This is a genomic window from Cellulophaga baltica 18 (assembly GCF_000468615.2).
GTDB lineage: Bacteria > Bacteroidota > Bacteroidia > Flavobacteriales > Flavobacteriaceae > Cellulophaga > Cellulophaga baltica.
Genome location: NZ_CP009976.1, coordinates 1,870,237 through 1,883,939, shown reverse-complemented (window position 1 = coordinate 1,883,939; position 13,703 = coordinate 1,870,237). Strand labels below are relative to the sequence as shown.

Here is a 13,703-nt window from a genome sequence, read left to right as displayed (position 1 = left end):
TATCAATCAAAACAATCAGAGCAAGGTTTTCTTTTAAAGGTATATGTTAAGGTCAACCCAGAGAAAACATACCAATCGTTACTAAAAATATTTCCAAATTCTACATCTAACGAATCTAGATTATCATCTTCAGGATTACTAAAATCTAAGTTATCCGTAAACGTGTATCTCGCACCAATTTCTCCTCCTAAGATAAGCACTTGGCTAATTCTATATTTAAATCCTATGGTCATTGGTATAGCAAAAGCACCATCCCTTTGATCATCATAATTTATAACCTGGTTAGCATCTATATAATTATAATCATACCTAAAGTAGGTAATCCCTGTATATAAATACGGTGTAAATGCAGGTCCTAACCGGTGTAAATTGTACTCCACAAAATTAAGCTCTAATCCCGCAGAAAATTCCAATATACTATTATCAACTACATACCCTCTTTGTTGCCTAGAGGTCATACTTGATTTAGTATCGTCTGCCGTAAACTCTCCATACAAGACACTTGCACGCCATGCATATCGTTTACTCTTATTCCATTTAAAAATACCTCCAAAAGCCGGACCAGATGGTAATATATAATTTGTACGTCCTACATCTCCTATATTATTCAATCCACCAGCCATTACTCCAACCTCGAACGTTTGTCCTTTCATTTCAAAAAAAGAAAAGACAACAATTAGCACCAAAAATGTCCTCATGTATTTTAAAAGTTTGCAAATATAACAATTCCAACAGTTTATAAAACTGAAATTATTAGATTGATGTTCTCTAAATGATAAACAACAATTCGCACTATTTATTGTTTTAAAACCAATCAATTACGCTTATCCTCACCCCATAATAATTTATTACGTAGGGTTTTCAAAAAGCTTTCAGAAGTATATTCTATCATTTTAATTGTGATCGCTGATTTTTTGATTCTAATTTCTCTGCCATTTTCTACCGTAGCAATCCTAGAATCTAAAGACACCAAATGATTTTCTTCTCTTCCCGAAACCTTTAATCTAATTTCCGTATCATCAGAAATTACCAATGGCCTAGCATTTAAATTATGAGGTGCAATAGGTGTTAATATTAATGATTTTGCAGTAGGAGCTATCACCGGACCTCCACAACTCAAGGAATACCCAGTAGACCCTGTAGGTGTAGCTACAATAAGCCCATCTGCCCAATAAGATGTCAAATATTCCCCATTTAAATGCGTCTCTACCGTAATCATAGATGTGGTATCTTTTCTACTTACCGTCACCTCATTTAATGCAAAATTTAAATTTTCAAATTCTGGTAACTGAGGTTCCGTATGCACTTCTACCAAGCTTCTTTCTACGATAGTATAGTCTCCAGAAACAAATTCTTTCACCACTTTACGTACATCCTCTTTCTTAAAAGTGGACAAAAACCCTAAACGCCCCGTATTAACCCCCACTATAGGAATATTCAAATCTCGGACATAGGTTATTGCGCGCAGTATAGTACCATCTCCTCCAAAACTTACGAACATATCAAAAGAATTATCCAAACCACTTTCCGCAGTAAACACCTCAAATTCTTTTACTGTTCTAGATTTTTCTAATAACTGATAGAATTCCTTTTCAAAATAAATTTCGGCAGGAATGGTGCTCAATTCATCCAATAACTCAACTACATAATCAAGTGCATTATCTGAATAAGTTTGTCCGTAAATGGCAACTTTCATAAAAATTATACGTTTAAATATTTAGTCAAATAATCAGATCGTTCTTTTAAATCTTCTAAGAATTGATCATCATTGTTACCATATAATATGCTGTAATTATACCTTCTAAAGGTCTGTATAATATCGTTTAAATTAGAACTTCCAATCTTAATAGTCACCTGAATAACATCATTCTTAGAATCGGTTATAAAGCCTCCAATTAACTTTGCATTATTACTTTCTACGATCTGGGCAATCTCACTAAAAGAATAATCTTTAATGCCTTTAGCTACCACCAAAATACCACCAGGTTCCGTAAAAAATGGTGTATCTATGAAAACACTAACAATATCCGTTAGCAAATAATACCCAATTACTTGAGAGTTCTCATCCAAAACAGGAAGAATATTAGCTTCATTTCTAGCAAAAGATTCCAGAACATCTAACCAAGAAGTTTCTTTCGTCACAAAAACAGATTCTAGGCTATACTTGTAATCTTCTATTTTAGTAGAAATATTAAAAAGCTCCATATCATTCTCTGCCAAAACTCCTAAGAATTTTTTTTGAGCAACAATAGCCACATGAGAATGCGTTGTGTCTTTGAAAAATTTCACGACATCTTTCATGGATCCTTCCAATGCAAATATGGGAAGTGTTGTTATTATATGTGATTGTATATTCATATTCCTTATAATTACTGCAAATTACTAATTAAATATGGCAAAAAGCATGCCTTATTTGTATTTTTGTTTTCAAGAAATTGGAACCAATGACAAAATTAAGTGTTAATATAAATAAAATTGCAACGTTAAGAAATGCAAGAGGTGGCAATGTGCCAAATTTACTCACTGTTGCCAAAGACATTGAAGAATTCGGGGCTCAGGGAATTACTATTCATCCAAGACCAGACGAAAGGCATATTAGATATGCCGATGCTCGTGATTTAAAAAATATTGTGACTACAGAATACAATATTGAAGGCAATCCTAATCAGAAATTTATAGAGTTAGTTTTAGCAATAAAACCCACACAAGTAACACTGGTTCCTGATGCTGAAGATGCGATCACCTCTAATGCCGGATGGGACACTATAAAGCACCAAGACTTTTTAAAAGAGGTGATCCAAACGTTCAAAAGTAACAATATTAGAACCTCCATATTTGTTGACCCTATAAGTACCATTATAGAACATGCAGCAAAAACAGGTACAGACCGTATTGAATTATACACCGAAAGCTATGCACATAATTACAGCCTAGCAACAACTGCTGAAGAAAAGGAAGCAGCCATTGCCCCCTTTACAAAAGCCGCACTCACCGCGAACACTTTAGGCCTTGGCATAAATGCAGGTCATGATTTAAGCTTGGACAATATACGTTACTTTAAAGAAAACGTTCCTAACTTATTAGAAGTATCTATTGGTCATGCCTTAATTTGCGAAGCTTTATATCTTGGACTAGATAATGTGATTAACATGTATTTACACAAATTAAAATAATGCAGATATTACACTCTCAAATACTAGGCAGCGGCAAGCCCTTAATTATCCTTCATGGATTTTTAGGCATGTCTGACAATTGGAAAACTCTAGGCAACCAGTATTCAGAAAATGGTTTTGAAGTACACCTTGTTGATCAAAGAAATCATGGAAAAAGCTTTCAATCGGACAGGTTTAATTATGATGTATTAGCGGAAGATTTACTGCATTATATGGCACATCATATGATTGACACAACAATCTTACTAGGCCATTCCATGGGTGGCAAAACAGCCATGCTTTTTGCTTGCACCTATCCTGAGAAAGTAGAAAAATTACTTATTGCAGATATAGCTCCAAAATATTATCCACCACATCACCAAGAAATTATCAACGCGTTAAATGCAATAGACTTAGAAACCTTAAGCTCTAGAACTGACGCAGACACTGCATTAAAAAAACACATCAGAGATTTTGGGACACGACAATTTCTATTAAAGAATTTGTATTGGAGAGAAAAAGGAAAATTAGATTTCAGGTTTAACCTGAAGGTATTAAGTGAGCGCATGGAAGAAGTAGGTGAAAACATTAACAACACCGATAGCTACGCTGGTCCTTCCCTATTTTTACGAGGAGACAGATCTGAATACATTGCCCTTGAAGATTATCCCGAAATAAAAAGGCATTTTCCTGAAGCACAAGTAGCAGAAATAAAAAACGCAGGGCACTGGCTACATGCCGAAAACCCAAAGCAGTTTTATGAACTTTCATTCGCTTTTATGAAAAATTAAAAACAGGTACACTTTTAATTATTTTAAATAATAACTTAAAACAATATCATTTTATATTCCTAACTTTAATATACTTAGTACCAAGTACATTTTTAAATTCAAAATCTAACTCTTATGAAATTTATACTCCGAATATTATTAAGCGCACTGGCGGTAGTTATTTTATCTTATGTATTACCGCATGTAAATGTTGACAGCTTTTTTACGGCAATTATAGTAGCTGTTGTTTTAAGCTTATTAAATTTCATCGTGAAACCAATTTTAGTCATCCTTACCTTACCGGTCACCATCATTACACTAGGCTTATTCCTCTTGATTATCAATGCAATCATAATCTTATTAGCAAGCAATTTAATTAGTGGTTTTACAGTAGATGGCGTTTTATGGGCGATACTATTTAGTTTATGCTTATCATTTTTACAATCTATATTATTCTCCTTATTAAATGATGACAAGCAATAAGAAGTTATACTTTTGAAATTCAGCAACTTAAAAAGTTGGCAGAATTGACAAAATGTAGTACTTTTGCACACCATTTTATTGAAGTAAAATTAGATATAGAGTATGAATATCACTAAAGAACAGATTGACGAATTAAATGCTGTTGTAAAGGTTGCCGTTACAAAAGATGATTACCAAGACAAGGTAGAAAGTATTCTTAAAGACTACAGGAAACAAGCAAATATTCCTGGATTCAGAAAAGGACAAGTACCTATGGGTCTTATCAAGAAACAATACGGAAAAGCCGTATTAGTTGATGAAGTAAACAAATTATTACAAGACAACCTTAATAAGTATCTTACTGAGGAAAAGTTAGATGTTCTTGGTAATCCATTACCAAAACAACGTGATAATTTCAATTGGGATGCTGAAGATTTTGAATTCGAATTCGAATTAGGTTTAGCACCTAGTTTTGAAGTAGATTTAAAATCTAAGAAAGCAATCACAGAATACAAAATAGTTGCGGATGATAAAATGATCAACGAACAAGTTGAGCGTATTCAGAAGCAATATGGCACACTTACTAGCAAAGCTGAAGTAAGTAAAAAAGACGAAGTTGTTGGTGTTTTCAAAAATGAAGAAGAAGAAGAAGAAATTGAAAACAAAGCTACCTTAGAAATAAGTACGCTTAAAAGCAAAAAAGCAACAGACGCTTTAGTAGGAAGCAAAGTTGGTGATGTTATCACAATCAACACTAAAGGTTTGTTTAGTGAAGATCAAGAATTAGCTTCTGCTTTAGGAATCCAAGCAGAGAAAGCAGAAAAACTTGCTATCGATGTAACATTCACTATTGAAGAAATTAACGAAAGAGAACCTGCAAAATTAGATCAAGATTTATTTGACAAACTTTTTGGCAAAGATGTTGTTTCTTCAGAAGAAGAGCTTAAAGCAAAAATCAAAGAAGATTCTGAGCAGCAGTTTGCACAACAAGCAGATCAAAAATTACTGAATGATATCACTGAAAATTTCATTGATACTACAAAGTTTGACTTGCCTACAGATTTCTTGAAAAAATGGATCAAATTAACGGGTGAAAAAGTTTTAACAGATGAAGAAGCTACTGAAGAGTTTGAAAAATCTGAAAAAGGCTTGCGCTACCAATTAATTGAAGGTAAGATCATTACAGAAAATAAACTTCAAGTTCAGTTTGATGAATTAAAAGAATTCTCTAAAGGTTTTATTAAATCTCAAATGGCACAATTTGGCCAAATGAATCCTGCTGAAGAAGAATTAGAAAACATCGCAGGTAGAGTTTTATCTAACCAAGATGAAGTGAAGCGTTTGTCTGAGCAGTTAATGAGTCAAAAATTATTAACGCTTTACAAAGAAAAAGCAAATCTAAAAACTAAAGAGGTTACTTACGAAAACTTTGTCAAGGAAGTTTACGGGTAGTTTTTGAAAGATAAAATAAGTATCTTTACGGTGTTGGAAACTTGTTTTCAACACCTTTTTTTTATTTAAAAACACATCTAGATATCTATGGATTACGGAAAAGAATTCAAGAACTATGCTATAAAAGACCAAGGTATTAGTAGCATGTATTACGATAAAATCATGAGTAGCATGTACCCTACAAACATGACTCCTAACATTATAGAAGAACGTCAACTAAATGCAATTGCTATGGACGTATTTTCAAGATTAATGATGGACAGGATCATATTTTTAGGTACTGGAATAAATGATCAAGTAGCAAACATTGTTCAAGCACAATTATTATTCTTAGAAAGTGCTGATGCATCAAAAGACATTCAGATTTATATTAACTCTCCAGGAGGTAGCGTATATGCTGGTTTAGGTATTTACGATACAATGCAATATATAAAGCCTGATGTAGCTACAATTTGCACAGGAATGGCAGCATCAATGGGTGCAGTACTTCTATGTGCTGGTGAAAAAGGAAAACGTAGTGGATTAACCCACTCTCGTGTAATGATTCACCAACCAATGGGTGGCGCTCAAGGACAAGCTAGCGATATTGAAATTACTGCTAGAGAAATTTTAAAGCTTAAAGATGAATTATACGAAATCATCGCTAAGCACTCTAATCACGATTTAGAAAAAGTTCGTGATGATAGTGATCGTGACTATTGGATGAAAGCTGATGAAGCTAAAACCTATGGAATGATTGATGAGATTCTTGTAAGAGAAACAAAGTAATTTCGACAAAATATAAACTACTAAAAACAGTAGTAACATAAAAAAGTAAACTAAAACGACCTTTTTAAACGTTTTAGTTTACTAATGGTATTAAAATTATGGCAAAAGAAAGTTTAGAATGCTCTTTTTGTGGAAGAAAAAAACCAGAGACGAATTTATTAATCGCTGGTTTAGACGCCCACATATGTGACAGATGTATTGAGCAAGCTCATGGCATTGTTGCAGAAGAGTCCAAACAAACTAAAAATGAAGATTTATCTTCAGAATTAGTATTAAAAAAGCCTCTTGAAATAAAAGACTTTTTAGACACATTTATTATTGGACAGGAACGCACCAAGAAAGTTATGTCCGTTGCTGTTTACAATCACTATAAACGACTTTTACAACCTTCTTCAAAAGAAGATGATGTAGAAATCCAGAAGAGTAACATTATCATGGTGGGCCAGACAGGAACTGGTAAAACATTAATGGCTAAGACAATTGCCAAAATGCTTAATGTTCCTTTGGCTATTGTGGATGCAACCGTCCTTACAGAAGCTGGTTATGTTGGTGAAGATGTTGAAAGTATCTTAACGAGACTTTTACAAGCTGCTGATTATAACTTAGAAAAAGCAGAGCGCGGTATTGTATTTATAGATGAAATTGATAAAATTGCTCGTAAAAGCGACAACCCATCTATCACAAGAGATGTTTCTGGCGAAGGAGTACAACAAGGCTTGCTAAAATTATTGGAAGGAACTGTTGTTAACGTCCCACCAAAAGGAGGCCGTAAGCATCCAGATCAAAAATTTATAGAGGTCAACACTGAAAACATTCTTTTCATTGCTGGTGGTGCTTTTGATGGTATTGAGCGCGCAATTAACAAGCGTTTAAACATGCAATCTATTGGCTATAGTGCTTCTAAAAATGAAGACAGACCAGATGAAAACAATATTTTACAATATATTATCCCTAGAGATTTAAAAGAGTTTGGTTTAATCCCTGAAATCATTGGTAGACTTCCGGTATTAACCCACATGAATCCTCTTGACACAAAAACTTTAAGAGCTATCTTAACAGAACCTAAGAACGCCATTATAAAACAATATGAAAAGTTGTTTAAAATGGATGACGTTACACTTACGGTTACTGATGATGCCTTAAACTATATTGTAGAGAAAGCCATTGAATACAAACTTGGCGCACGTGGCTTGCGTTCTTTATGCGAAGCTATTTTTACAGATGCAATGTTTGAATTACCTAGTAGTGATGAAAAACAACTAAAAGTGTCTAAATCGTACGCAGAGAAAAAACTATCGTTTGATACGATCAAAAAATTAAAAGCAGTTTCTTAATCTTGAAACTGCTTTTTTATAACTTTATCAAGCAACTCTAAACAGACTTGCTTGATAATTTTTTCGTCTGAATACAGTTCATGTCCAAAACCTGAAGCTTCAATAACGGAAATATCTAAATTATCTCCCCATTCTTTTTCTGGCCTATATTGATCATTGGCTCCAAATACTAATTTGAACGGAAAATTAGGTTTCATTTTTTCAAAACGCACTCTTGTTGGAGAAATAGCATGTAAGGATTTTACAGGCAACCCTTGTAACCCCGCCTTATATACAATTGTACCACCGGTACTAAAAGCCAAATAATGACTTGGAATTGTTTCTCTTTTTAACAAATGAGCTACAGCTGTTTCTATACCACCATTTACAAACTCATGATGTAAAGATTCTTGATTTTCAACCACCAAATTTATATTTGCCAGTTCTTGACAATCATAGAAGACAATATCAAAATGCTGCTGCAGGTATCCTAAATAAGACGTAATCCACTGTCCTTTCTTGGTGCCCCACATATCAGAGACTATTACTAATCTTTCTGCCATAATTATAGTTAATTTTTATTGATTGGTTAGTTATTACAATAAATGTTACCCTAAAACGGAAGAAAAACTATTTTATTGGTTCATACCTAATAATTCCTCAACATAATCTCTTTTATTAGACAACCTAGGAATCTTGTGCTGCCCTCCCAATTTATCTTTCAATTTTAACCAATCATAAAACAAATTTTCCCGAGCCACATGTACCTTAGGCATTTTCAAGGTAATATTATTATAGCGCTTTGCTTCATAATCTGAGTTAAGAGACTTTAAAGCATTATCTAAGATTTCTGTAAAATAAGCGACCTCTTTTGGCGGTTTTCTAAATTCTATAATCCACTCATGCCCCCCTTTCTCTGTACCTGCCATAAAAATAGGCCCAGCAGTATAATCCTTTATTTCCGAATCTGTCTTCATACACGTATTACGCAGCGCTTCCTCCGCATTTTCTATAATTAACTCCTCACCAAACACATTAATATGGTGTTTTGTTCTCCCTGTAACTTTAATGCGGTACGGACTAATGGACGTGAACTTTATAGTATCTCCTATTTTGTAACGCCACAAACCAGCATTGGTGGTTATAATTATAGCGTAATTCTTGTTCTTTTGCACTTCCCAAAGCGGTACAATTTTTTGCTCCTCATCGTAATACGTATCCATGGCAATAAACTCATAAAAGATACCATAGTCTAACATTAATAAGAGCTCATCAGAATTGTTTCGATCTTGTATTGCAAAGAACCCTTCAGAAGCATTATATATTTCGTAATAATTGAAACTTTTGCGAGGTAATAGTTTTTTATATTGCTCCTTGTATGGATTAAAACTAACTCCGCCATGAAAGTAGACTTCTAAATTCTCCCAAACTTGAAAAAGGTGATCCTTACCCGTATCTTCTATCACATTATTAAGCAATACAAGCATCCATGAAGGCACTCCCGCAAGAGAGGTAACATTCTCTTGCGTACTTTCTTTGATAATAGCCTTTAACTTAGACTCCCATTCACTCATTAAAGAAACCTTATTACTAGGTGTACTACTGAGTTCTGCCCAGAAAGGCATATTATCTATTAATATGGCAGACAAGTCTCCAAAGAACGTCCCATTATCCTCGTAAAGCTCTTTACTACCTCCTAAGCGCAAACTTTTACCCGTAAACAATTGAGAATTTTCATTATTATTCAAATACAGACAAAGCAAATCTTTACCCGATTTATAATGGCAATCTTCTAAAGCTTCTGTACTTACCGGAATAAATTTACTTTTAGCATTGGTAGTACCACTGCTCTTTGCAAACCATTTAATTCCTGTAGGCCAAAAAATATTCTGCTCCCCTCTGCGTGTACGCTCAATATCAGGTTCCATTTCCTCATAAGAAGTTACAGGCACTCTGCTTGCAAAAGTCCTATAACTTAATATAGAACCAAATTCATGCTTCCTCCCTATTTCCGTATCTTTTGCAAAAGATAACAGCTGCATCAACACTTCTTGCTGCACTTCTTCCGGGTATTTTAAAAAAAGTTCTATCTGATGATAGCGCTTTTTCAATAGCCAAGAAGCAATAGAATTAAATAATGGTATTGACATTTTAGGTATCTTTAAGCCTTAATTAGTTTCATTAATTTGAGTTTAACAATTTAAGAAATCGTTTTAAACTTTAAGGTTTTCGATTAAAAATTTACAGAGAAATATTTTATGCAGTACCAAGGTGTTTTACAAAAAATGCAAACAGAAATAGGACAGCCTATTCAATATTATATGCTATTTGAGAATGATTTTCTAAATGTCAATCAAATCTTAAACAAAGAAATTACGATCAGCTTTATAAAATACCAGTGTTTAAACTGCAAACTTGACAAGCCCATTTATCGTCAAGGGTTTTGCAAGAGTTGTTTTTTTGATATTCCTTCTGCGGGAGATTGGATTATGCGTCCAGAATTAAGTACAGCACATTTAGACCAAGAAGACAGAGATCTTGCCTACGAAAAGAAAGTACAATTACAACCTCATATTGTCTATTTAGCCAACTCTAGCAACGTTAAAGTAGGTGTAACAAGAAAATCTCAAGTTCCTACGCGTTGGATTGACCAAGGCGCTCATGAAGCCATTGAAATTGTAGAAGTACCCAACCGCTATTTAGCCGGAATAACCGAGGTTGCTTTAAAAAATTATGTTGGCGATAAAACCAACTGGAGAACCATGCTTAAGAATGAAATAGCAGATGAGGATCTTATTGAATGGCGGAACAAGCTCAAGCAATACATCCCAGAGGAGGCCTTACCGTATTTTATAACATCTAACACAGAAACTCATTTAAATTTCCCGGTTTCTCAATATCCTAAAAAAGTAAAAAGCCTTAACCTCAGCAAAACTCCAACCTTCACTGGAACTTTGATTGGGATTAAAGGCCAATACTTAATATTTTCAGACGACACTGTTTTTAATGTCCGCAGTAACGAAGGACTTTATGTCTCACTAACGATTAATTAGTAGTATCCTTTTTCTTTTTATTTAAAAATCCACCCAAAACTGATTTTGCAGCATCTTTAACTGCCGTATTTTTTGTAGCCGCTGCTGTAGAATCAGTTTTGGTTGTTGTAGTCGTAGTTGTTTCCTTTTTATTAGATAAGATTCCGCCTAAAACATCTTTCACTTGCGTTTTTGTATCTACTGCTGTAGCTGACGAATCTTTCTTAGCTTGGTTTCCAGACAACAGACCACCAATTAAATCTGTAGCCTTATCTTTTCCTTTTGCTATAAGCTTTTGCTTCTCTATCTCGATTAACTTAGACGTTAAATCTTTCACTCCCGAAGTCAAATCGGTTGTTACCGTAGGGCTTGTGTAATTACCTCCAATAGAAGCCGTAACAGGCACCGTTAAATTATCCAAAGATTTGTCATCAATCTTAGCAATTAAACTTGTTATATCTTTTCCTAAATATTTTGACGGCACATTAAGCACAGCCGCATAATTCATTTTTTGATCAAATGTATGGCTTCCATTAACCGTCACGGCAATGTCCTGATAATTTACTGTAAAAGGTTTCACTGTTACCGTTCCATTATCAAAAGACAACGCAGTTTTTAATCCTTTTAAATCTAATTTATCTAAAGATAAAAAGCTAAGCTTGCTATTTAAAGCTGACAATACTTTGGTTTGATTTGGATCTACTTCAGTACCAAATATCTCCGCTAAAAGATTTCCCGAAATCGTTGCTAAATTTGGCGTAAAGTCATTGTTCAACATTCCAGATATAGAGATATCGGAATTTAATTTACCCTGGATAGCATTCGCTACTGGCGCAAGTACTTTAAACAATTCTAATGCTTTAAAAGTTTCGCTAATATTAAAACTATCCATTCCTAGTTTCATAGCAAACGTTGGTGTTTCATTCTTAGTAGAAACCTCACCATTGAAGGCTAATTTTCCATTAAAAATTGAAGACGTCATATTTTGCAGAGTTGCTTTTTCATCTTTAATTATCATAGTACCTGATACATCCTTTAAGGTAAGATTATCATACAATACTGTTCCTGCTGAAGCATTAATAGTAGCATCTAAAAAAGATGGTATTTTTATTTGCTCTGTACCCGCAGTAGTTGTTGTGGTAGTTTTAGCTACTTCTTCAGCCTCCGCGACCGATTCTTCTACCATAAAATCATCTACCGCAAAGGTGTTTGATTTTAAATTAAAATTACCCTCTACATTTTCATCATTAAACATGAAACCCAAAAGGTTATTTATAGTACCTGTAGCACTAAAATCTGTCTTACCTGTAACACCACTTAACTCATTTAAAGAAACCGTTTTAGGGTTGAAAGTTACTGCCGTAGAGGTGATTTTTACAGGATTTTTAAGCTCTTCTGAATTGTATACGAAATTTTTTAAACTAAGATTCCCATTGATATTCGTATTCTCATACTTTTCATTTTCAATAGATGCCATATCAAAAGCTGCATTTACATCTGCCGCTAATAAGCCTTCTAATTTTAAATCTACAGGCACCGGGTACGCCTTAGCGATATTCGCTAAATTCATTTTACCATCTATATGAGACTTTACCTTGGTATTCCCCATTAAGTCTTTAATATTAGCCACCATATTAAACTTATCCTCATCAATCATAAAAGATAGTTTTCTAATATCTACATACGTATCATCAACAATTCCAGTCTCGTTCGTAATTTCCGTATCTATAAAAACATTACGCACCGCTTTAGGTAAGTCTGGATATTTAAATGAAGCGTTATCAGAATTAATATCAATCTTAAATTTTGGAATATGAGTATCATCAACAATACCATTAAATCTTCCTGCGATACTAAAGTTTCCGGTAGTTTTTACATTTTCTATGTTCTTAGAATACTCTTCAGGAATAACTGCTAAAAAGTTTTTAAAGTCAGACGAAGGTGTTTTAAAGCTAATATCAATCTCTTGACTATCATCATTCAACTTTATAAAACCATCAAAAACTAATGCAAGTTGGTTTATTAAAGCTTCATTCTTTAAAAAACTATACGTGCTTGTCGCTAAATCTACCCCAATAAGCGCATCTAATTTTATAGGATTTTTATTCAAGTAATTTGTACTATCCATTTCAAAAGACACCAACCCACTTGTTTTAGTATCTAATTCTGATTTCTCTAAAGACAAATCTCCAGTTCCAGAATGATTCATATCTACAAGTTCAAATCGCATTCCTGTCGCTTTGTCTAGATATTTTATCCTAGCATTATTAATTGCGTAAGAATCCATGGAAAAAGTAAAATTGCTAGAAGCTTCAGATTCCTCTGCTGCCGGAGCATTAGCATCTTCTACTGCAATATCATAATTGGCAACACCTTCTTCATTTACTAAGATATTTACCAAAGCACCATCTATAGTTAAACTAGAAATTGCAATGGCCTCATCGGCTCCTTTAAACAATTCTTTAATAGACATATTCAAAGCCACTTCTTTTGAAGAGAATAAGGTATCACCAACAAAAGGGGCCTTATTGACCAAGGAAATATTGTTCATGGTAAGCTTAGCATTCGGAAAGGAAGTAAATAGCGTTAAATCTGCATCCTCAAAATCAAAGGTAGCCGTGATGCTATTATTTACTTTATTTTTTATGATTTCAGCTATTTTACCTTTTAGAAAAAAGGGCGCTGCGATTAGTATTATTACAAATAGCAATAAAACAATACCTACAATTTTTAATATTTTCTTTTTCATCTACT

General features: G+C 33.8%; 13 protein-coding genes. 7 read left to right on the top strand and 6 right to left on the bottom strand.

Annotated features, from left to right (window positions below; translation table 11 throughout):
- Positions 1–2: 2 nt before the first annotated feature.
- The 3 genes from porG to M666_RS07995 all read right to left on the bottom strand — a co-directional run bounded on the left by porG (position 3) and on the right by M666_RS07995 (position 2,358).
- The gene (gene porG / locus M666_RS08005; protein ID WP_029447100.1) at positions 3–698 is read right to left on the bottom strand and encodes a type IX secretion system protein PorG; all 696 of its coding nucleotides are present in this window, start codon (positions 696–698) and stop codon (positions 3–5) included.
- A 116-nt stretch (positions 699–814) separates the two neighbouring features.
- A complete protein-coding gene (locus M666_RS08000) occupies positions 815–1,696 on the bottom strand; it encodes an NAD kinase (protein WP_024481797.1) in 882 nt (293 codons plus the stop codon).
- A gap of 5 nt (positions 1,697–1,701) precedes the next feature.
- Entirely contained in the window at positions 1,702–2,358 is a 657-nt protein-coding gene (locus M666_RS07995; RefSeq protein ID WP_029447101.1) for a CBS domain-containing protein, read from the bottom strand.
- An 86-nt stretch (positions 2,359–2,444) separates the two neighbouring features.
- On the opposite strand from M666_RS07995, the gene M666_RS07990 reads away from it, so the two are divergent.
- The 6 genes from M666_RS07990 to clpX all read left to right on the top strand — a co-directional run bounded on the left by M666_RS07990 (position 2,445) and on the right by clpX (position 7,938).
- Positions 2,445–3,173: a pyridoxine 5'-phosphate synthase gene (locus tag M666_RS07990; RefSeq protein WP_029447102.1), complete on the top strand. Its 729-nt coding sequence runs from the start codon at positions 2,445–2,447 to the stop codon at positions 3,171–3,173.
- Positions 3,173–3,943 carry an alpha/beta fold hydrolase gene (locus M666_RS07985; RefSeq protein ID WP_029447103.1) on the top strand — a complete coding sequence of 257 codons (771 nt, stop codon included), beginning with the start codon at positions 3,173–3,175 and terminating at the stop codon, positions 3,941–3,943. Before M666_RS07990 ends, M666_RS07985 begins: the two co-directional genes overlap by 1 nt.
- A 114-nt stretch (positions 3,944–4,057) precedes the next feature.
- On the top strand, positions 4,058–4,405 hold the full coding sequence (locus M666_RS20215; protein ID WP_081688280.1) for a phage holin family protein: 348 nt from the start codon (positions 4,058–4,060) through the stop codon (positions 4,403–4,405).
- Positions 4,406–4,507: 102 nt separating this feature from the next.
- On the top strand, positions 4,508–5,836 hold the full coding sequence (tig, locus tag M666_RS07975) for a trigger factor (RefSeq protein ID WP_029447105.1): 1,329 nt from the start codon (positions 4,508–4,510) through the stop codon (positions 5,834–5,836).
- Between the two features lie 87 nt (positions 5,837–5,923).
- Positions 5,924–6,604: an ATP-dependent Clp endopeptidase proteolytic subunit ClpP gene (gene clpP, locus M666_RS07970; RefSeq protein ID WP_024481803.1), complete on the top strand. Its 681-nt coding sequence runs from the start codon at positions 5,924–5,926 to the stop codon at positions 6,602–6,604.
- Positions 6,605–6,702: 98 nt separating this feature from the next.
- Complete coding sequence (clpX, locus tag M666_RS07965) at positions 6,703–7,938, top strand: ATP-dependent Clp protease ATP-binding subunit ClpX (protein ID WP_024481804.1); 1,236 nt, start codon at positions 6,703–6,705, stop codon at positions 7,936–7,938.
- On the opposite strand, the gene M666_RS07960 is transcribed toward clpX, so the two are convergent.
- Both M666_RS07960 and M666_RS07955 read right to left on the bottom strand, forming a co-directional pair.
- Entirely contained in the window at positions 7,935–8,480 is a 546-nt protein-coding gene (locus tag M666_RS07960; RefSeq protein WP_029447106.1) for a hypothetical protein, read from the bottom strand. The two genes, clpX and M666_RS07960, sit on opposite strands and share 4 nt — an antisense overlap.
- Positions 8,481–8,552: 72 nt before the next feature.
- Positions 8,553–10,067, bottom strand: a complete 1,515-nt coding sequence (locus tag M666_RS07955) for a GH3 auxin-responsive promoter family protein (RefSeq protein WP_029447107.1) — start codon at positions 10,065–10,067, stop codon at positions 8,553–8,555.
- Between the two features lie 108 nt (positions 10,068–10,175).
- On the opposite strand from M666_RS07955, the gene M666_RS07950 reads away from it, so the two are divergent.
- Positions 10,176–10,970, top strand: a complete 795-nt coding sequence (locus M666_RS07950; protein WP_029447108.1) for a DUF2797 domain-containing protein — start codon at positions 10,176–10,178, stop codon at positions 10,968–10,970.
- On the opposite strand, the gene M666_RS07945 is transcribed toward M666_RS07950, so the two are convergent.
- Complete coding sequence (locus M666_RS07945; protein ID WP_029447109.1) at positions 10,963–13,698, bottom strand: AsmA family protein; 2,736 nt, start codon at positions 13,696–13,698, stop codon at positions 10,963–10,965. The two genes, M666_RS07950 and M666_RS07945, sit on opposite strands and share 8 nt — an antisense overlap.
- Positions 13,699–13,703: the final 5 nt, after the last annotated feature.

Excerpts from the sequence above, each read along its gene's own strand:
- M666_RS07960 (WP_029447106.1), bottom strand. The coding sequence starts at position 8,480 with ATGGCAGAAAGATTAGTAATAGTCTCTGATATGTGGGGCACCAAGAAA.
- M666_RS07945 (WP_029447109.1), bottom strand. The coding sequence starts at position 13,698 with ATGAAAAAGAAAATATTAAAAATTGTAGGTATTGTTTTATTGCTATTT.
- clpX (WP_024481804.1), top strand. The coding sequence starts at position 6,703 with ATGGCAAAAGAAAGTTTAGAATGCTCTTTTTGTGGAAGAAAAAAACCA.
- M666_RS07950 (WP_029447108.1), top strand. The coding sequence starts at position 10,176 with ATGCAGTACCAAGGTGTTTTACAAAAAATGCAAACAGAAATAGGACAG.
- M666_RS07985 (WP_029447103.1), top strand. The coding sequence starts at position 3,173 with ATGCAGATATTACACTCTCAAATACTAGGCAGCGGCAAGCCCTTAATT.
- M666_RS20215 (WP_081688280.1), top strand. The coding sequence starts at position 4,058 with ATGAAATTTATACTCCGAATATTATTAAGCGCACTGGCGGTAGTTATT.
- M666_RS07995 (WP_029447101.1), bottom strand. The coding sequence starts at position 2,358 with ATGAATATACAATCACATATAATAACAACACTTCCCATATTTGCATTG.
- porG (WP_029447100.1), bottom strand. The coding sequence starts at position 698 with ATGAGGACATTTTTGGTGCTAATTGTTGTCTTTTCTTTTTTTGAAATG.
- M666_RS07990 (WP_029447102.1), top strand. The coding sequence starts at position 2,445 with ATGACAAAATTAAGTGTTAATATAAATAAAATTGCAACGTTAAGAAAT.
- M666_RS08000 (WP_024481797.1), bottom strand. The coding sequence starts at position 1,696 with ATGAAAGTTGCCATTTACGGACAAACTTATTCAGATAATGCACTTGAT.
- clpP (WP_024481803.1), top strand. The coding sequence starts at position 5,924 with ATGGATTACGGAAAAGAATTCAAGAACTATGCTATAAAAGACCAAGGT.
- tig (WP_029447105.1), top strand. The coding sequence starts at position 4,508 with ATGAATATCACTAAAGAACAGATTGACGAATTAAATGCTGTTGTAAAG.
- M666_RS07955 (WP_029447107.1), bottom strand. The coding sequence starts at position 10,067 with ATGTCAATACCATTATTTAATTCTATTGCTTCTTGGCTATTGAAAAAG.